Source organism: Neobacillus sp. NRS-1170, assembly GCF_050468025.1.
Genome location: NZ_JBITPF010000014.1, coordinates 310,006 through 329,843, shown reverse-complemented (window position 1 = coordinate 329,843; position 19,838 = coordinate 310,006). Strand labels below are relative to the sequence as shown.

The 19,838-nt window shown below is 37.3% G+C and carries 18 protein-coding genes; 7 read left to right on the top strand and 11 right to left on the bottom strand.

From position 1 onward, the window contains the following. Nucleotides 1-155 precede the first annotated feature (155 nt). Genes ACIFOT_RS07180 through ACIFOT_RS07150 form a run of 7 tightly spaced genes read right to left on the bottom strand, consistent with a single transcriptional unit; the run spans nucleotide 156 to nucleotide 8,709 of the window. Nucleotides 156-860 (bottom strand): NlpC/P60 family protein, encoded by a 705-nt coding sequence (locus tag ACIFOT_RS07180; protein ID WP_430063481.1) that lies wholly within the window; start codon nucleotides 858-860, stop codon nucleotides 156-158. Between the two features lie 21 nt (nucleotides 861-881). Beyond that, nucleotides 882-1,289, bottom strand: a complete 408-nt coding sequence (locus ACIFOT_RS07175; protein ID WP_430063479.1) for an NUDIX hydrolase — start codon at nucleotides 1,287-1,289, stop codon at nucleotides 882-884. After that, on the bottom strand, nucleotides 1,276-3,147 hold the full coding sequence (locus ACIFOT_RS07170) for a 2-aminoethylphosphonate aminotransferase (protein WP_430063477.1): 1,872 nt from the start codon (nucleotides 3,145-3,147) through the stop codon (nucleotides 1,276-1,278). The genes ACIFOT_RS07175 and ACIFOT_RS07170 overlap by 14 nt, the downstream gene beginning before the upstream one ends. Continuing rightward, nucleotides 3,140-4,270 (bottom strand): phosphonopyruvate decarboxylase, encoded by a 1,131-nt coding sequence (gene aepY / locus ACIFOT_RS07165; protein WP_430063475.1) that lies wholly within the window; start codon nucleotides 4,268-4,270, stop codon nucleotides 3,140-3,142. The genes ACIFOT_RS07170 and aepY overlap by 8 nt, the downstream gene beginning before the upstream one ends. Next, a complete protein-coding gene (aepX, locus tag ACIFOT_RS07160; RefSeq protein WP_430063473.1) occupies nucleotides 4,257-5,861 on the bottom strand; it encodes a phosphoenolpyruvate mutase in 1,605 nt (534 codons plus the stop codon). The genes aepY and aepX overlap by 14 nt, the downstream gene beginning before the upstream one ends. A 28-nt stretch (nucleotides 5,862-5,889) precedes the next feature. After that, nucleotides 5,890-7,296: a Mur ligase family protein gene (locus tag ACIFOT_RS07155; RefSeq protein ID WP_430063471.1), complete on the bottom strand. Its 1,407-nt coding sequence runs from the start codon at nucleotides 7,294-7,296 to the stop codon at nucleotides 5,890-5,892. Nucleotides 7,297-7,308: 12 nt separating this feature from the next. Next, nucleotides 7,309-8,709, bottom strand: a complete 1,401-nt coding sequence (locus tag ACIFOT_RS07150; protein WP_430063470.1) for a UDP-N-acetylmuramoyl-tripeptide--D-alanyl-D-alanine ligase — start codon at nucleotides 8,707-8,709, stop codon at nucleotides 7,309-7,311. Between the two features lie 446 nt (nucleotides 8,710-9,155). Here ACIFOT_RS07150 and ACIFOT_RS07145 point away from each other — a divergent pair, with 446 nt between their 5' ends. The 3 genes from ACIFOT_RS07145 (at nucleotide 9,156) to ACIFOT_RS07135 (ending at nucleotide 11,849) form a co-directional block, all read left to right on the top strand. After that, nucleotides 9,156-9,704, top strand: coding sequence for a hypothetical protein (locus ACIFOT_RS07145; RefSeq protein ID WP_430063468.1), 549 nt, complete (start codon nucleotides 9,156-9,158; stop codon nucleotides 9,702-9,704). 66 nt (nucleotides 9,705-9,770) lie between these two features. Beyond that, nucleotides 9,771-10,991 (top strand): hypothetical protein, encoded by a 1,221-nt coding sequence (locus ACIFOT_RS07140; protein WP_430063467.1) that lies wholly within the window; start codon nucleotides 9,771-9,773, stop codon nucleotides 10,989-10,991. A gap of 189 nt (nucleotides 10,992-11,180) precedes the next feature. Next, nucleotides 11,181-11,849, top strand: a complete 669-nt coding sequence (locus ACIFOT_RS07135; RefSeq protein WP_430063465.1) for a DUF2642 domain-containing protein — start codon at nucleotides 11,181-11,183, stop codon at nucleotides 11,847-11,849. Between the two features lie 94 nt (nucleotides 11,850-11,943). On the opposite strand, the gene ACIFOT_RS07130 is transcribed toward ACIFOT_RS07135, so the two are convergent. Both ACIFOT_RS07130 and ACIFOT_RS07125 read right to left on the bottom strand, forming a co-directional pair. Beyond that, on the bottom strand, nucleotides 11,944-12,591 hold the full coding sequence (locus tag ACIFOT_RS07130) for a phosphatase PAP2 family protein (RefSeq protein WP_430063463.1): 648 nt from the start codon (nucleotides 12,589-12,591) through the stop codon (nucleotides 11,944-11,946). A 73-nt stretch (nucleotides 12,592-12,664) separates the two neighbouring features. Further along, entirely contained in the window at nucleotides 12,665-13,738 is a 1,074-nt protein-coding gene (locus ACIFOT_RS07125) for an NAD(P)H-dependent flavin oxidoreductase (RefSeq protein ID WP_430063461.1), read from the bottom strand. Nucleotides 13,739-13,887: 149 nt separating this feature from the next. Here ACIFOT_RS07125 and ACIFOT_RS07120 point away from each other — a divergent pair, with 149 nt between their 5' ends. Then, the gene (locus ACIFOT_RS07120; RefSeq protein WP_430063459.1) at nucleotides 13,888-14,280 is read left to right on the top strand and encodes a thiol-disulfide oxidoreductase DCC family protein; all 393 of its coding nucleotides are present in this window, start codon (nucleotides 13,888-13,890) and stop codon (nucleotides 14,278-14,280) included. 66 nt (nucleotides 14,281-14,346) lie between these two features. Here the strand turns inward: ACIFOT_RS07120 and ACIFOT_RS07115 are convergent, their stop codons facing one another. Further along, on the bottom strand, nucleotides 14,347-14,757 hold the full coding sequence (locus ACIFOT_RS07115) for a VOC family protein (protein ID WP_430063457.1): 411 nt from the start codon (nucleotides 14,755-14,757) through the stop codon (nucleotides 14,347-14,349). A 145-nt stretch (nucleotides 14,758-14,902) separates the two neighbouring features. Further along, entirely contained in the window at nucleotides 14,903-15,454 is a 552-nt protein-coding gene (locus ACIFOT_RS07110) for a GNAT family N-acetyltransferase (protein ID WP_430063455.1), read from the bottom strand. Between the two features lie 440 nt (nucleotides 15,455-15,894). Between ACIFOT_RS07110 and treP the strand changes: the two genes are divergently transcribed. From treP to treR, 3 genes are all read left to right on the top strand, one after another. After that, nucleotides 15,895-17,319 (top strand): PTS system trehalose-specific EIIBC component, encoded by a 1,425-nt coding sequence (gene treP / locus ACIFOT_RS07105; protein ID WP_430063453.1) that lies wholly within the window; start codon nucleotides 15,895-15,897, stop codon nucleotides 17,317-17,319. A gap of 74 nt (nucleotides 17,320-17,393) precedes the next feature. Beyond that, nucleotides 17,394-19,061: an alpha,alpha-phosphotrehalase gene (gene treC / locus ACIFOT_RS07100; RefSeq protein ID WP_430063451.1), complete on the top strand. Its 1,668-nt coding sequence runs from the start codon at nucleotides 17,394-17,396 to the stop codon at nucleotides 19,059-19,061. Nucleotides 19,062-19,075: 14 nt separating this feature from the next. Further along, complete coding sequence (gene treR, locus ACIFOT_RS07095; protein WP_430063449.1) at nucleotides 19,076-19,789, top strand: trehalose operon repressor; 714 nt, start codon at nucleotides 19,076-19,078, stop codon at nucleotides 19,787-19,789. The last annotated feature ends 49 nt before the right edge of the window (nucleotides 19,790-19,838 follow it).

Below are 19,838 nucleotides of genomic sequence, written 5' to 3'. Positions count from 1 at the left end.
ACACCCCTTTGGTTGCAACGGGTAACAAAGTCAATACTTTATTTTATGAAAAGGATTCATAAATGTATGCCCAAAACCGAAAACCATTAGCAAAATCTGTTAAATAAAATCAGGGACTTGATAAAGTAGAGTAATTGTATGCAATAATCATAATATTAAGGCATGATTATAGGATTTTGAGGCGGTAGAACATAACTCTTCGGAATTACTGGCCCTTTATCTTTGTGACCAGAAATTACCACATCAGGAGTCCACGAGCCTTCCGGAAGTATTCGTTGGGCATTATAGAAATGCTTACCATACCAGTGTTTATATTTACTGATAATCCCGATGGCCGTTGGTGCGCCTGTTGCTGTGCAGATTACCGTTGGTTTCCCGTCAAGTTGCCCCATATATATTCCAACATGACCGATGAAATATGTTCCGTCAGCTCTTTGCTTCCACCACGTTAAAATATCGCCCAGCCGCAGATTTTCCACACCATCAAGCCCCCAATATGAATCCACCAGTTTAGGATGGACACCTTCAACTCTCCGCCCAATTTCAATTGATTCATATTTTTTAGAGACCCCCGATAATTTAAAGCCAAAATCACCAAAAACTAATTTGGCAAATCCAGAGCAATCAAGAACTCCGTGGGTGTGATAGGAATTGTAGCCATTTCCATACACAGTATAGCCATGATGCATATACCAGATCGCTCTTTCCACAACTTGGTCAGCCAGACTGCCTTTTAAATTTCGATAGGTTGCCCTATATTTATCTACCTTCACCAATTCTTTTCGGACATAGTCCTTGTAATTCTTTTTGTACTTAGCGATTGCTTCTTCCGTAGATAACAAGACATAAGAGACACTCATTTAAGAACTCCTTGTTATGACTTAGGATTCAATAATAAACGGATGGGTATCTTCATTTAAGCATTTAATAATTCTTTCCTTATACGTTTTCCAGGTTACTTTATTTAGTGCCTCTTCAATAGGAAAATAACCAGCATCCAAGGCATCATCCCCTCCGCTTACCTCGCCGCGGAATGGGCTGCCTAAAAAAAGAACCGTACATCGGCTATTTTTTACATCTTGAATCAGTCCGCACATTTTCGATAACTGAATCTCGATCCCAGCCTCCTCCTTCACTTCCCTTATGGCTGCAGAATGTAATGATTCCCCATTATCTACGTATCCTCCGGGGAACTCCCAGCCTCTTTTCCAATTTTTTACCAAAAGAATCTGATTTTGATTATTTAGAACTGCAACTGAAACAGCTAACCTATGTTTAGGAAATGCCATTTATCTCGTTCCTTTCAGGACAATAACCTATTTTTATAAAATAATGTTCGAGAAGATCTATAAATTTTTCCATGTCATTACATGTAATTTCCCCAATATTTGCAACTCGAAAGGTATTCTGTCCTTCAAGCTTTCCTGGATAGATTGTAAATCCTTGAGAATAAAAATAATCATGCATATCTTCAAAACGATAGCTAGGGTTATCAGGTTCAACAATCGCAGTAATGATACGGGAATGATCTTCCTTCTTAACTAAATGAGATAATCCCAGCCTTTCTATGCCTTTCATAAGCACTTCCCATGTCTTGGTATACCTCTCATACCTCTTCTCCACTCCCTCAATGATCACTTCTATGATTGCTTGTTTAAGAGCATAAAGTGTCTGAACAGGAGGAGTGAACCGCATTTGCTTCGTTTTTAAAAAATGGCGATACTGTGAATAAAGATGAAGATACATGTTCCTTGGTTTAAGATGCTGGGTCTGACCCAAATCGGCCGTGTTGGCAATAACGAAACTTACACCAGCCATGCCTTGCAGGTTTTTGTTAGAAGAGGCGGCAAGATAGCTAATATTCATTTGCTCCATGTCGATTGGGATAGCCGCAAATGAGCTCATAGCATCGACAATCAATTGAATGTCATAAATTCCGCAAATACGTCCAATTTTTCCGATATCATTTAGCAGTCCTGTTGTGGTTTCGTTATGAACCACGCATAAATGGGAAATTTTCATAGTTGCTTTTTGAATGTAGTCCTCTAAGGCAATTAAATCTATCTCTTCATGCGAACTACTTTTGTATTCAAGATAATTCAGCCTATAAATTTCTGCTATCTGACACATCCTTTTTCCGTAAGAACCGTTATTAATGATAAGCACGGCTTCATCACCAATAACAGAGCTTAAAATCGACTCAACCGCTGCAGTTCCAGACCCACCAAACAATACGGCAGTATAATTGGTCGGATCTGCAACCAATTTTGTAAGTTCAGTTGAGATCATTTCCATTACTTCACCGAATTCTTCTTCTCTCGGACAAATGTCTGGAACAACCTGGGCATATTTTACAGTATCAGTCGTTGTAGCAGGACCAGGATTTAATAATATGTTTCTTTTTACGGACGGAAAATTCTTTTCTTTCATTTTAATCATTGGATATATAAATTGCTTTGCACGAAGCAAATGCACTTCATTGTCAATTTCACACCAGATTAAATGATCCAGCTTATCAACATATAATTTAATTTGTTTCGATATGCCAATCAGTGCCGATTCATAATCCAATAATGGATTTTCTTTAAAACTAGACTGGGCATAGTCACACATTGCGAGAAAAGCTTGATGGGAAATTTTTGAGATTCCCGTTAACTCTGCGTCAATTGACTTTAGATCATGTCGGTTTTTAGACATATTCACTAAATGCTGATTTTCATCGATTTCAAGAAAAACTTCATCATTAGAATTTGTAAAACCACTTGCTAAGATGACGTCTGGCTTTTTCTGCTGAACTAATCGATCTAAAGCTTGTTTTTCATAGATAAGGTCACTTTCCAGAAGAAGGAAGTCCTCGGAAACGTGCCCCCTCACGTTATAAAGAGTATACATACTGCCCGTTGTTCTATATTTATCATTCCGTACACAGTGAATTTGTGGAAATTTTGTAGTCAGCTGCTCATAGACTTCAGACAAATGCCCAGTTCCTATGATAATCGTCTCTATCCCTGACTCCAGTAACTTTAAAATAGATTGCTCAATAATGGGCTTGTCATCCAATTTTAGAAAACCTTTTGGCAGGTTTTCTGTTTTTTCACGCAGTCGGGTGCCCATACCCCCAGCTAAGATAACGGCCGTTTTAACCATCCAGGAACACCTTCAATCTCTCTTTTACTTCATGTGGCTTCATTTTTGGTCTGCCTAGATTTTCTTTTGATCCTTTTGCAATGTTAATATAAAGAAAGGTCAGTTGTTTGTCTTTCTTCCAAGCATTTATTTGGGCTTCTAATTCTGTCAGGTTATGAATGTGAATAGAATTTGAGTAACCGGAGGCTGCAGCAATGTCAACGAATTGTACATTGTGGGATACCGTGAGCTGTCCGCCCGTAGAATCATGAGTATTATTATCTAAAAGAATATGAAGCATATTTTTGGGAGCGTAATATCCATTTGTTGCAAGACTCCCCATCCGCATCAAAAGGGCTCCATCTCCTTCAATGACAACAATTTCATGATCCTTTTTAGTTAATGCAAGACCGAGGCCAATCGAACTTATACAACCCATTGAACCAACCATATATAGGTTATTGTGTGAATCCTCAACTTCATAAAGCTCTCTTCCCGTTTTTCCTGTAGTCGCTAATTGAACAGTTTTTTCCCCTTTTAAAGAATTAATCAGCTTTAATGTTTCAAATCTTGTAGGAAATTCATTTTCTTTAGTTTTCATTATTTTGATTTTATTTTGGTTTGAGAGTTGCTTTTGTTCATTTAAGGGTTCTTTCTCAAACGTATTTTTTTTCACAACAAAAAAGAAAGATTGATCGTTTTCGAAATAAGCATTGGCCCTAACTAATTGCTTCTTTACCTCGTCGAAATCACTTGATAGATACTCCCATTTAATATTCATAAGGTCCAGCATTTCTGTCGTAATACAACCCATTAACTCATGTTGTGGTTCATCTGGGATCCCCGGCTCCCCTCTTAGGCTGACAAAGCCAAGAACTGGAAGCCGGAAGGGGAAATTTAGGGATACCAATGGCGAAACGGCATTGGTTAACCCAGAATTTTGCATGAGAACAACTGGTTTTTTTCCACCCAGATAAGCTCCTGCAGCAATAGCAACTACTTCTCCCTCATTGGTTGCTGCAATATAATCACAATCATTAATCGCATAGTTAATTAAATTCTTTAAAAATGAACAAGGGACACCTGTGAAAAAATCAAACCCATGCCTTCTTAATTCATTGCCAAATTCTTTAGTGCTTATCAAACAAATCACCTGCTTTATGGAGATCTATGATTGTATCAATATCAAGCCATGAACCCTTAATATATTTCACGGCAATCGGATGTGAAAGACTAATGTAATTAAAGAGGTCAGCCATGGTCAGTTGTTTAAAGTTTTCTCTTTCGGATAAATCAGCAAGAGCTTTTTTTACAATGTTAGAACCGTTTTTGTTTACCTTCCAAAGGCCGATAAATTCCCCATGGATTTCTTTGTCTTTTAAGTCACCGGACATTTTAGTAAATTTAACAGTACTGGAATATAGCTTTTTGGAGTATGGAGTGGAAGTGGATACTAAGTCGCGATCATTGGTGATGGTTTCTACATCTGCGTCTACAATGAGGGTAATGTCACTCATATCATTTAAGAGGTCGTTAAGAATATAATTTTTAAAAATAATATCTCCATAGCTTATGATAGTATTTTCTTTAATTTTTTCCCGAGCTAGATATAAGGAGTAAAGTTCCTTCGTTTCCGAATATAAATCATTATCAATCACTGAAAAATTGGCTGCAGCAACCCTGTCTTTCGCAAATCCCCTGACTACGGAAATATCTTTAATACCAACCTTGTTAAATTCGTCCACCTGGATTGATAGAATTGGCCTTCCCCCAACCTCTAATAAGGTTTTTGGGATTTCATCAGTCAACTCTTCCATATCCCCGCGGCTCGCTGCCAAGATGACTGCATTTACGTTCTTTCCAGAGGCAGGTAGATATCTTTTTTCCGCTCTCTTTAGCTCATCTGCTCCCTGTATTCGAAATACTTCATCAACAGAAACAACCTGTTTTTCAATATGGATTAGACTTTCTTCTTCAAAGATTTGCTTTGTGGTTTTTTGCATGGCTGTTATCGCTGACCTAAGATTATGATTTGCCCATATAACAAGGTTAGCACCCAATTCTCTAAATTTTTGGGTTGGAACTGTATAGTATTTCGTTGGTACAAGCACGACTGGCAGTCTGCCTCCCCACTCCTTCATAAAGGCCTCAATCTCAGTTATATCACTTCTCTTGCTATGCATTAGGATGGCATCGGTTCCGGCCTGGCGATATGCCTCGGCCCTCCTAAGCGCCTCACTAAGTCCCCATCCGGCAATAAAGGCCTCGACTCTAGAGACGACAACAAAGTCATCATCCATTTGACTATCCTTCATTGCTTTAATTTTTCCGCAAAATTCTTCTATATCGGCAAGGGGCTGTGTTTCTCCGCCGATAAAAGAATTAGTTTTTGGGAATAATTTGTCCTCAATACAAACTCCGGCAATTTGTCTGGACTCTAATTTTTTTACAAGTCGTCGCGCATTATTAAAGTTACCGTATCCTGTGTCGCCATCGAGAAGAATGGGAATGGAAGTTGCTTCACTCATAAAGTCCAGCGTGTCGAGAACTTGTGTCCATGATGCTTCGTTATTATCACGGACTCCCATTGAAGCTGAGATGGATAACCCGCTCCCCCAAATTCCTTTGAAGCCCGCTTCTTCAACAATTTTTGCTGATAAACCATTGTGGGCCTCCATAATATATTCCAATTCGCTGGAATTAATTAAGTTTTTTAATTTTGTTGTCTTCTTCATTGCTATCTCCCTTTCAGTTGTAAACAAATCATTGGCCTTTATCCAGGATTTTTTGCTTTAACTCCTTGAAGGAGTCCTGGACCATGACTCGGTGGGGTATTTTCATTAGAAGGGCAGTATTTTGATTTAAATACGGTTCAATTAATTGATAAATTTCTATACCATTTTTGCAAAAATGGACTTTACTAGGGTCCATGCCGATTTCAAGTGCTTTCCTGCCGATTTCTGCTGTTTCATCGCCTACAATTACGAGATGATCAAGGTTGGTTTCGACTGCTTTTTCTCCCATTCTTGCATACTGCTCCAGCGCATATTTACTCTCGCCTAATTGAGGCATATAGCCCAATAGAGCGATTTTCATTTTTGTACTTGAAGTTTCTTGTAATACTTCGAGGGCAGAGGCCATAGAAAGAGGGGCAGCATTCCATGTATCATCAATTATCGTGCATCCGCCTGCTCCAATATGGAATTCCAAATGTTCGTTCATTTGTTCAAAAGATGACATTCTCTCACAACATTCCTTTACATCCATTCCTGCAGAGGAAGCTGCTGCAATGGAAGCAAGGGCATTATAGACATTGGGTTTGCCGTAGCCGGGGACAAAAACAGGAAAAGTTTGATTTTGATGAGCCAGTAAGAATTTCATTCCTCTTTCTTCATATTGAATATCCTTAGCCCGAAAGTGACAGCCGTCGCTCAAGCCAAAATAAATGACATGCTGATAACCGTTAACATCCAACACTTTTTTTATGTTCTCATCGTCTGCGTTCAATATGATGATACCAGTTTGAGGATCCAGCCCATTTATGATTTCTGCTTTTGCCTTCATATAGGCTTCTGGTGTTTTGCTATCTGTTAGGTGGTATACGTCAATGTTTAGAAGGATTCGAATTTGAGGTTGGAAATATTGGATTGTATTCGTTAGGTAACCAGGTGAGGCAACAGGCATTTCAAATACGGCTGCTTCTGTTTCATCATCGATTCCAAGCAAATATTTTAAATTAAGGGATCTTTGATTATTGCTTAGAAATGTAGAATGGACTTTATAGTATTGTCTTAAGATATGTTTTACCATTTGTTTTGTTGTTGTTTTTCCGCACGTTCCCGTGATACCAATAACAGGTATTTGAAAAAGCTGGCGATAATAGGAAATAAATTTCCAGTATGCTTTTTCAATATTTGAAACTTTTATGATAATAACATCCTCTGACAAATCTTTGAATTTATCAGGGAGTTCAGTCACCACCACAACCGATTTGTATTTTTTAAATAAATTTTTTTCAATTTTCATATCATGATAGCGATAAAAAAGTAAGGTAAAGTCTTTTATTTTTTTAGGTCGATAAACAACATTCTGAATCAAAGGGTTCCTCGATCCCTTAACATTGGTACCGCCTATCTGTTCAAGAATATCTTGGAGAAATAGAGGTTTCATACTGTTCCCCTCTCATGATTCAATGATTTTTGATTTAAGCTCTTTAAATGAATCTTGAATCATAACTCGATGGGGTAGTTTAAGAAGTATTGTCGAATCCTGGTTCAAATAAGGTTGAAGAATTTGAGAGATTTCATTCCCATCGTTTGAAAAGAATACATTACTTGGGTCCATCCCAAGTTCTATTGCTCGACTTCCAATTTTTTTTGCCTGATCCCCAACAACAATAAGTAAATCCAACTTGGCATCGAATGCCCTACTACCCATCTTGGCATACTCTTGCTGTGCATAATCTCCATCGCCAAGCTGAGGCATAAATCCTAAAAGCGCAATTTTTCTTTTGGAACCTGATATCTCATTCAATACCTGAAGGGCTGATGTCATGGAAATGGGTGTTACATTCCACGTATCGTCAATGATCGTTGCTCCTCCCATCCCATTCTTGAACTCCAAATGTTCAATCATATGGTTGAACGTGGCCAAATCTTCGCAGGCCTCTTTTATTTCTACACCTGCACTCGAAGCAGCAGCAATTGCAGCAAGTGCATTATATACATTATGTTTTCCGCTTCCAGGTACGAAGACAGGATAGGTTTGATTCTGATGGTGGAGAGTAAACCGAATACCTTTAGAGTCGGAAGTCACGTTTTCCGCTCGAAGGTGACAGCCCTCACTTAAGCCAAAATATTGGATAATATTGGAAAATTTACTTACATCAATTTTTTTAATGTTCGGATCATCACCATTTAGGATCAGTGTCCCATTCACTGGATCTAAATCATGAAGAATTTCGGATTTTGCTTTCAAATAACGTTCTGGTGTTTTACAGCCCACTAAATGATAGACATCAATGTTTAATATCATCCTTATATTCGGGCGAAAATATTTCAAATAGTCCAGAATATCACCAGGGTAGTCTACACCCATTTCAATAACAGCTGCTCCAGTATTCTCATTAATTCCAAGTAAATATCTGTGACTTCGCTGCCCTCCATTAAAGCTTTTATAGGTTGCTTGGACTGTATAACGTTTTTCAAGGATATGTTTAAGCATTTCCTTCGCTGTTGTCTTTCCTGCAGTACCTGTGATTCCAATTATCGGGATACTGAAAAGACTTCGATAATAATCAATGAATCTCCAGTAAGTATCATCAATGTCATCTACTTTAATTATCGTAATTCCATCTCCAAAGCGGGAAAAATCCTTTGGTTTTTCTGTTACAACAATTACAGGAGTTGATTTTCTAAATAACGTGGAGTCAATTTTAGATTTTGTATATAGGTCGATGAGAAGAGTATTAGGGCCGATCTTTGAAGGTTTCGTAACTACATTTTTTATGAGAGGATTACCCTCTCCCTGTACCAATACACCACCAATTATCGGGCTAATCTCATTTAAATAAAGTTCTTTCATCTCCTGCTCCTTTCTTCATATTTTTATATAGTTTACAATTAGCCAATCATTCATTATAAATATGAGCAAGAAGGAATGCTTATGAGCAGACGTTTTTTTATTCCTAAACAAAAGATATTCCATAGGAGTTCATTTTGTGTAGGAGAATCCTTTTTTTCTATAAATTTATTAAAATACTGTATTAGATTATGACCGATCGTAATTACTTGCTATACGTGTTAACCAAAATCCAAAAATAAGAATAAGTTTATTAATATTCCTTTTCCAAATGGAGCTGACAAGCTCCATTTCTTGAATTGAATATATAGTTAAATATCATATACGTTTTTTTGCCTATTTTTTTCAAAATGGGTAAAAAAAGGCTACTTGTTTAGTACAACATCACACCGTGATACATATTGATGTAGTGTAAATGTTTATTTAATTTAAAGGAGGAAGAAACTTTTATGAATAAAGACATGATGAAGTCTTTGGTCGGAAAAATTATAAAAATTGACCGGGGTGGTCCAGAATCAAGAATTGGAAAGTTACTGGATGTCAATGAAGATCATCTCGTTCTTCTTACAGAAGATGAAGGTGTGGTTTACTACTACACTCATCATATTAAAAGTGTGACGGAAAATGCAAAGGAACAACTGGAATTTAACATTGAAGTTCCTGAGGGTTTTTCGTACAAACAAGCAGACAACTTCCCTGGACTGTTGGATCAATTAAAGTTCCAATGGGTCAAAATTAATCGCGGCGGTCCAGAAAAATTAGAAGGTGTCCTAAGCGATATTAATAATGATTTCGTTTCCTTAATCAATAAGGAGGAAATTGTTCGCCTTTCCATGTTCCATATCCGCAATATCAGCTATGGATTAAAAATTGAAAAGGCTGAGGATGAAAAATCAGATAACCAAAATAGCCAAGAAAAAATGTCTTCTTCTGACAAACAGTCATCAAAACAACGGGTCGCAAAGTCCGAATCCTCAAAAAGCCAATATGCAAAATAATTAAAGATAAGAACCTTGTCGCTTCTCGAAGGAGAAGCGACAACATTATAAAAAGGAGGATTTTCAATGGGTATAAATAATTTTTCATCGACATTAGATTTATTAATTGGATTTAACGTAAATCTATATGTAGGTGAAGATGTATATAAAGGAAAACTTATTGGAGTTGAACCCGATCATGTCATTTTAGAAAATGAAAACAACTACATCTTCTATTATAGTCTCGACCAGGTTCAAGCAATCACGAAGAATACGAAACAATTTCAAGGCGAAGATACAGAAACTGAATTCTTAAAAACACAAAGCTTAACGGAAGTATTGAATTCATTAAAACAATCCTGGGTAACAATTTTGTGCTTAAACAAGCGGTCTTTTAACGGTATATTGAGCAATGTTGATTCTGATTATGCTACATTGATTAGTGGTGAAGAAAGGATTTTAATTAAGTTAACCCATATTTCAAATATTTTAAAAGGTTTTATCCAAGAAAATGAAAACTCCAACTCCAATCAATCTGAAAATAAGGATAATGTAAAAGCAGAAAATAATAAAAAGGAAAAGAAGGAGGATGTTACCGTTACCGCACAAGTGACTTCCAACGAATCTTCAAAACAAACGGTCGCCTCTTCATCCAAAGAAAGTAACGCAGAGAAACAATTCGAAGAAAACGTTAAAGTTGTCTCGGAAGAAAAAGATCAACAAACAAAAGTTTGGTCTCAATCCATTAAGAATGTCACTAAAAAGTTAAATGATGTTACAACTCAAAAAATCAACAATGAAATTAGAAAGCAAAAAGAAGAACCAGTTCAAAACATCCAAAAGCAAGAAAAACCACGAGCAGCTGAGAACAAATACACCAACATCAAAGAAGAAAAACCACGAGCAGCTGAGAACAAATACACCAACATCAAAGAAGAAAAACCACAAGCAGTTGTGAACAAATACACGCACATCAAAGATGAAAAACCTGCAGCTCAAAAAGTAGTAGCTGAAGCAAAAGTTGTAAAAGAAGCAAAAGTTGTAAAAGAAGCAAAAGAAGTTCAGGTGACGCAAAAACAAGATCCTATTGCACCAGTTTTTAAAGCTAAAGAAATCGTTACGGTTCCTAAACAGGCTGCGGAAGAGAAAAAGAATGAAACTGCTCAGAATAAAAAGGATGAGACAAGAAAAGTGGAACAGCCAGCCAGAGGCTTCCGTTTTGCTGGTGAACCCGTAACACCAAGGGAAATGGAAAGAACTTCATTCTTCTCCGGATGGCCAAATAGAAGTAATAACACAAGATTCTAACTCAAAGATTCATAGCTTATGAAACCATTTATGAAATATCCCAAAAATCACTGCGATTTCACTGAACCTTTTAACATCCTAAGACATTTACAAAAAAAGAGTGGGTATGAAATATTTTCAATTCATCGCAAATCCATTTCAACCCAGCTCTTTTTGTAAATTGAAATTAAAAGGAAAGGATGTGAGTTGATGAATTTAAAAGACAATATCGGTAAATATATTAAACTAGAAATCTCCGGAAAGAAGTTTATAAGCGGCATACTCTGTGATATCGGCAGTGATCTATGGGTTGTTTACAATGGATATGATTACCTTTACATTCCAACTATTCATTGTCAAAACTGGCAATATTTGAAACAGGATGAAATAGATGAAATTAACCTAAATGACGATTTGACGCCAATATACAATCATAATGAAGAAATTTCATTAAGAAAAACCCTAACAGCAGCAAAGGGCATTTTCACAGAAATTTATGTAACTAGTAAACAAGCACTCCATGGGTATATAATTAGCATTATGAATAACTATTTTGTTTTCTACTCCCCAATTTATAAAACGATGTTTATCTCCCTTAACCATCTAAAATGGTTGATTCCATATACAAACAATCAACGACCTTATGGATTAAGCAATTCTAATCTTCCAGTAAACCCTAGCAACCTTACCTTTGCCAGATCGTTTGAAGTCCAAATTGAAAAATTAACGGGAGAGCTGATTGTATTCAATATTGGTGAAAATGAGAATGTAATTGGAAAAATCCAAGGAATCAAGAATAATTTTGTTGAATTAATTAGCGCTAAAGAAGACCCCGTTTATGTAAATCTTCAGCATATTAAAACGGTCCATATGACATAAAATCCTCAAATTATTTTTGGCAATGAATGAAACAAGCTTACTAATTCAATAACTTAAATAGAGTGTCTAAAACGACACTCTTTTTAAAGGAATTTTATTTATTTTTCACATAAACGGTTTCGGATTTATTTGGCACACGCAAGTATAAGCGTTCAAAGGATATTCCAAATAAAAAAGAAACTAGATACATGGAGCCAATCATGTCAAAAATAACATGCTGCTTGACAAACAGGGTCGAGATGATAATTAACCCGCCTGTTACATGAATACATAAATTGTTTATCATATGCTTATTTTTTATATGAAGTGAAGCAAGCATCACCGCAAAGGTGGTAAGTACATGGATACTTGGGAAACAATTATAGGGACGGTCCTTCTTATAGATCCATTGAACCATGCTGGTTAATAGATCATTTCCTTCAAGGTTAGGCCTCGGTACGGTTGTTTGGAAAAAGAAATAAATAATGAAGCAAATAATCTCTGCAACAACGATTAATATTAGGGTTTTAAGATATACCTTTGTATCCTTAAAACAAAAATAGACTAAATAAAAAAAGATGTATCCATACCACAAAATGTATGGAATGATAAATATCGATAAGAACGGAATGGCATGATCAATTGGAGTTGAAAGGTCCACTCCCTTTTGTGCCCTGAGATTTAATAATTGATATATCTTGGCAAGGAGAGGAATCACCAACATGAAAAGCAAGTAGGGTGCTTTCTTCAAATGATTTTTCACGCAGTCACCCCCAAATTACTAAAATAATAGTTTAATAAGAATGAAGTAAAAATTTGAAGTTTATTTAAGCGGTTTATAGTTTTGAGCGTACTATTTCCGCCTCATTTACAATCTGATTGATTAGGTCACTAGCACATAATTTCCGGGCCAGCCTCGGGCTTTGGCCAGCCCAAAGTGACATATATTCGGGATTTCCCGTTGCTGCTGAGTTCTTTCTTATCGCTTTAGTTAATTCGTTTTGTATCGGATAGTCTGGCAATCCATCTTCATAAATGGACAATTTTTCAATGAAGCGATTGTTTACACCTCTGGCCATTTTTCCCGAAAAGGCTTTGGTAACTACAATTTGCTCCTCAGATGCTTGAATAATCGCTTCTTTATGAATTTTGTTTGCACTGCTTTCTTCGCAAACAAGAAATGCAGAACCCATTTGGACCCCAAGAGCACCAAGTGATTTCGCAGCAATGAATCCTCTTCCGTCCATGATTCCGCCAGCTGCAATAATTGGAATACTAATTTGATCAGCCACCTGTGGAAGTAATGACATTAAGCCTATTAAGCTATGTTTATTTTCATTATGAAAGGTCCCTCGATGCCCCCCTGCTTCTGTTCCCTGGACAACAACAGCATCCATCCCTGCCTTTTCATTTATTATGGCTTCTGATACCGTTGTGGCTGTTCCGATTAAGACGACCCCGTTTTCCTTAAGTTTGTTAATTAATTCAAGCGGTGGTATCCCAAAAGTAAAGGAACAAATAGGCACATTTTCATCCAATATAATATTTAGTTGTTCATGAAAACTTTGTAGATCTTGTTCAAAGTTTGGAAGTACTGATTGGTCCACAGCACCTAGTTCTTCCAATATTGGCTGTAATAATGTTTTGGCATGATGCAGCTTTTTTTTATCAGCTTCATATTTTGCAGGTACGAATATATTTACCCCGAATGGTTTATCAGTTAACTGCTGAACTTCCTTTATCTGAAGCCGGACTTGTTCAGGACTCATATAACCGGCTCCAATCATCCCAAGGCCGCCAGTGTTAGAAACGGCGGCCACTAACTCAGATGACGTAATCCCCCCTGCCATCGGTGCTTGAATAATTGGATATTTAATCTTTAGCAATCTCGTAAAATCATTTTCCCACATGAAATTCGGCCCCCCTGATCCGGTTTTACTTCTAATATTTCCCTATTTAAATTTTATCATTGTTTTTATGTGTAGCAAGAATAAATTAATTCAGGACTAGTTTGTTATTGTGATATGATTGACCCATCTGAGATTAAGTTGGTGAAATTGTGGAACGGATTGTTTTATTTGATGGGGTCTGTAATCTTTGTAATCATAGTGTTCAATTTATTTTAATACGGGATGCCAATAAAGCCTTTAAATTTGCTTCGCTCCAAGGTGAAACCGGTCAAAAGCTTCTGAAACAATACGGCTTAAATAACGATCTTAATAGCTTTGTACTCATCGAAAACAATAAACCATACCTAAAGTCAACTGCTGCATTAAGAGTTTGTATGAACTTAAGTGGTGCATGGAGATTATTTCCCTTCTTTTTAGTCATCCCTAAACCCATTAGAGATTTCGTCTATGATGTAGTCGCCAATAATCGTTATAAATGGTTTGGTAAAACAGAAAGCTGTCTGCTCCCTTCGCCAGAGTGGAAAGACAGATTTTTGGATTGACTCTTTAAAAAAAAGAAATGCCATTCAATAGCGAATGGCATTTCTTTTTTGCTTCACATTTCATTATTAAGATTTCGGATGATTCAAATCCCAAATGATGCCGAAAGCGTCTTTTACTTTTGCATATTTTGCACCCCAAAAAGTATCCTGCAGTTCCATAAAAACGGTACCTTTTTCACTTAGTGCGTTATAAATTTTTTGAATTTCTTCTTCGCTCTCTAATTCAATTGCCAAAGAGATATTACTTCCTACTGTCACTGGACTGCCTGGAAAAGCATCGGAAGCCATTAAAAATAAATCGTCCTTTTTAAATTGTGCATGAATAATTCGGTCCGCTGCCTCAGGTGGAGTAGGGTAATCTGCTTCTCCATATGTTTGCAAGTTTATTACTTCCCCGCCAAATACTTCTCGATAATACTCTAATGCTTCTTTTGCATTGCCATCAAACATCAAATAAGGTGTAGCTTGTCCCTTCAAATTGAACACTCCCCTTGAAATTAATACCACTCCATAATTCGATTTTTCTAAGTAAAATTCCTTTGTTGAAAGAACAAATATTTCGAGTCAACAATAGACTATTTTTTCTAAATATCATTTTTCTATACCTTTAAGAAGTAATTAGCTACGAATCCTGATAAGAAGCTTTATGAAATTGGCCTATATATTTAAAAAGCAGTTTCCCATGTCCTTGTATTTCAGCATCATTCGATAACTTCAGAAACATCGCTTGGTACGGCTCAGGAACCCAAATGTAGTGATGGATGTAATCCGTTAAAACAAAGCCGCACTTTTGCCAAAAATGGATTCTTACTAAATTCTCGGGTGTTGCCTCGGATTCTACTTCAATGACCATACTATCAAAAGACCCGGAGGTTTTTGACCATTCCTTAATATATTTAATCGTTTTCAGACCATAACCTTGGTTTTGATAGTCATGGTGAACAGCTAAATAATCAATCAGCAGGGCTTGTGTACCCTTCAGTTTTCCAGTCAACGACATTGATACAATTTGTTCACCGACAAAACCCAAATGTAAAAAGCAAATTTCTTTCCGAAACATATTACGAATAATTTTTTCTGGTTTAGCGCCCTTTTCAGCAAATGCGTGATGATAAATAGGACTGACCATTTCCCATATCTTCTCATCCCACTGATGAATCGTTTCGAATATCACAGGTGGCATTCCTCCATAAAAATGAATAAAGAGTTGTTGCTAATTTTACCAAATAGCCCTCCGAACTAAAAAAAACCTTTGAACAAAAGTCAAAGGTTCCAACGAGAACTTAGTGGTCAAGGCTAAGCTCTCACATTAGGAGGTCTAAACTCAGAAGAATTTAAACATCTTTATCTTACCATTTTCTAAAAATTCTTTCAACACTTCAAAGCTGTAAAGAGCAAAAGTGGTTCAAAAGACTCAATTTAATCTGGATTGCTATTTTTTTGTTTCAAAAATAATCCGTTGACAAGCTTGTATATACAAGCTAGAATGAAAACGTCATCAAAACTTGTATATACAGGTTACGAAATCTACATTTGAAAAGGTATTCAACACCTGTATATCTATATAAAAAATAATGTGAATTGGGTTATTCCCATTCACCAGGGGGAAGTCAAATGGCAAAGTACACAGATCCTTCAAAAGATTTATTGAAACACATTGGCGGTAAAGAAAACATAGCAGCCGTCACCCATTGCGTAACCAGAATGCGGTTTGTACTCAACGATCCTAGCAAAGCTGATGTAAAAGAAATCGAGTCAATTGGACTAGTAAAGGGTACCTTTACCCAAGCAGGCCAGTTCCAAGTAATTATTGGAAATGAAGTCTCTAGCTTCTACAATGAATTTGTCAAGTTAGCTGGTGTAGACGGAACTTCAAAGGAAGAAGCCAAAAAAGCTGCCAAGCAAAATCAAAATTGGATTCAGCGTATGATGGGTCATTTAGCGGAAATTTTCACACCATTAATCCCTGCCCTAGTAGTAGGCGGTTTAATCCTTGGTTTCCGAAATGTAATCGGTGACATCAAATTATTAGATAACGGCACGAAAACCATTATTGAAGTATCCCAGTTCTGGGCCGGTGTTCACTCCTTCCTATGGTTGATTGGTGAAGCGATATTTCACTTTCTTCCAGTTGGAATCACCTGGTCTGTTGCGAAGAAAATGGGTGCGTCTCAGATCCTGGGTATTGTTCTTGGTATTACCCTAGTATCACCGCAATTATTAAATGCATATGCAGTTGCCGGTGCAAAAGAAATTCCAACTTGGGATTTTGGTTTTGCTCATATTAAAATGATTGGGTATCAAGCACAAGTAATCCCTGCTATCTTAGCCGGATTAGTCTTAGGTTTCTTAGAAACTAGATTGCGTAAAGTTGTTCCTAACTCAATCTCTATGATTGTTGTACCATTCCTGGCATTAGTTCCAACTGTATTAATTGCTCACACGATTCTAGGCCCTCTCGGCTGGTCTATCGGTTCTGGTATCTCTCATGTTGTATACTCTAGCTTAACTTCAGCATTTGGCTGGTTATTCGCAGCGATCTTTGGTTTTGCCTATGCTCCTCTTGTTATTACAGGTTTACACCATATGACAAATGCGATTGACCTTCAATTGATGAGTGAACTTGGCGGAACAAACCTATGGCCAATGATTGCCCTCTCAAATATCGCTCAAGGTTCAGCCGTTCTTGCCATGATCTTTATTAATCGTAAAAATGAGGAAGAAAAGCAAGTATCCATTCCAGCTGCGATCTCTTGTTACTTAGGTGTAACAGAGCCTGCGATGTTCGGTATCAACTTAAAATACGGCTTCCCATTCCTTGCTGCGATGATTGGTTCCATGATTGCGGGCGTTGTATCTGTAGCCAGCGGTGTAATGGCTAACTCCATTGGTGTCGGCGGTCTGCCTGGTATTTTATCAATCCAGCCAAAACATATGGCAATGTTTGCAATTTGTATGCTGATTGCGATTGTGGTTCCATTCATCTTAACGAACATCTTTGCAAAAACAGGTGTTAAAAAGTTTTCTTTAAAAAAATAAAACTCCATTAGGAGGGAGAAAGACTCCCTCCTTTTTGACATTAGAATCAAAAAATTTTTAGGTGGGTGTTTGAAATGGCAACATCATGGTGGAAAAACGCAGTGGTTTATCAAATCTATCCAAAAAGTTTTTATGATACTTCAGGAAATGGTACTGGGGATATCCAGGGTATTATCGAGAAACTCGATTATTTTAAAAAACTCGGTGTTGATGTCCTATGGCTCACCCCTATCTATCAATCCCCCCAGCGTGATAACGGTTATGATATAAGTGATTACTACCGCATTCACGATGAATATGGAACAATGGAAGATGTTGATCGGCTGCTTGAAGAGGCCCATAAACGCGGGCTTAAAATCATTATGGATATTGTCATCAACCATACGTCAACCGAACATGAATGGTTTAAACAAGCTAGATCCTCTAAGGATAATCCATACCGTGATTTCTATATTTGGAAGGATGGGGTGAATGGCGGACCTCCGACCAACTGGGAATCAAAGTTTGGAGGTTCTGCTTGGGAATATAATCAGGAAACGGATCAATATTACCTTCACTTATTCGATGTCACACAGGCAGATTTAAATTGGGAAAATGAAAAAGTTCGTGAAGAGCTTTATGAATTGATGCATTTTTGGCTAAAAAAAGGCGTCGACGGCTTCCGGCTTGATGTGATAAATCTAATTTCCAAGGACCAGCAGTTTCCTCAGGATGACAGTGACGGACGCAAATTCTATACAGATGGACCGCGGATTCATGAGTTTCTTCATGAAATGAATGATAAAGTTTTTTCAAAATACGATATCATGACAGTTGGGGAAATGTCCTCAACGTCGATTGATAACTGTATTGGATATACCAATCCTGATCGTGAAGAATTAAACATGATTTTCAGTTTCCACCACTTAAAAGTAGACTATCCAAACGGTGATAAATGGACGAAAGCGGAATTTGACTTTCATGCCTTGAAGCAAATTCTTTCTAAGTGGCAGGTGGAAATGAATGAGGGCGGCGGCTGGAATGCCCTTTTCTGGTGCAACCACGATCAGCCTCGCGTAGTATCTCGTTTCGGTGATGATAAAAAATATCATAAAGAGTCGGCCAAAATGCTGGCAACTGTTATGCATATGATGCAAGGAACTCCTTATATCTATCAAGGGGAAGAATTCGGGATGACCAACCCGGAGTTTGAATCTATCGCCGATTACCGTGATGTTGAATCGATCAATATTTTTAACATCAAGAAAAATGAAGGCCTGGATGAACAAGAAATAATCAAAGTCCTTAAGCAAAAATCCCGGGATAACTCTAGAACTCCTGTTCAGTGGAATGCTAGTTCTCATGCAGGCTTTACAACTGGAACCCCTTGGATTGAAACAGCAGCCAATTATCCAGAGATTAATGCTGAGAACGCACTTCAGGATCCAACTTCCATCTTCTATCACTATCAAAAGCTAATTCAATTAAGAAAAGAATATGATGTGATCACGGAAGGCATTTTCGAGTTAATTGTAGATCACGATGAAGAAGTATTTGCTTACGTTAGGACGAACGGGTCGGAAAAGTTACTGGTCATTAACAATTTTTATGCGAACGAAAAGTTGATTACCCTTCCTGCCCACTTACATCTTGATGATTATATTAGTGAAATGTTAATCTCAAACTATACAGATTCCCCTTCATTAAAAAGGGAAATCCAGCTGCGGCCATATGAGTCGCTTGTGTATCACCTGAAAAAATGAACGGAGAGGTCAACATGACGAACAAGTATCTAACCATATATAACACCATTGTCGAGCAAATAAAGAGCGGCGAAATTCCACCGCAGACACTCCTCCCTTCTGAAAATGAATTATCCGAACAATTCAACACCTCCAGGGAAACAATTAGAAAAGCGTTGAATTTGCTGTCGCAAAATGGCTATATTCAAAAAGTTAGGGGCAAAGGTTCGATTGTGATTGATCTTTCTAAGTTTGATTTCCCTGTTTCCGGCTTGGTCAGCTTTAAAGAGCTGGCACAAAAAATGGGCCGAAAACCAAAAACGATTGTGAATGAGTTTTCCTTAATCAAACCCGAAACCTATATCCGGCAGCAACTTCACCTTTCAAGCAAAGACCTCGTTTGGAAAGTAGTTAGAACGCGGGAAATGAGCGGAGAAAAAATTATTTTAGATAAAGATTTCTTAAGTAAAAAGTATGTTCCCAATTTAACTGAGGAAATTTGTGCGGATTCGATTTATCAGTATCTTGAAAACGACTTAAACATGACCATAAGCTTTGCCAGAAAAGAAATTGTCGTAGAAGAGCCTACCAACGAGGATCGCACACTTTTGGATTTAGAGGGTTTTCATAATATCGTTGTAATCAAAAACTATGTTTATTTGGATGATGCCAGTCTTTTTCAATATACAGAATCTAGGCACCGTCCTGATAAGTTCCGCTTTGTTGACTTTGCGCGGAGATCACGATAATTCAAAAGGAGACCCCTAATAATTCAAAGGGATCTCCTTTTTCATGTTT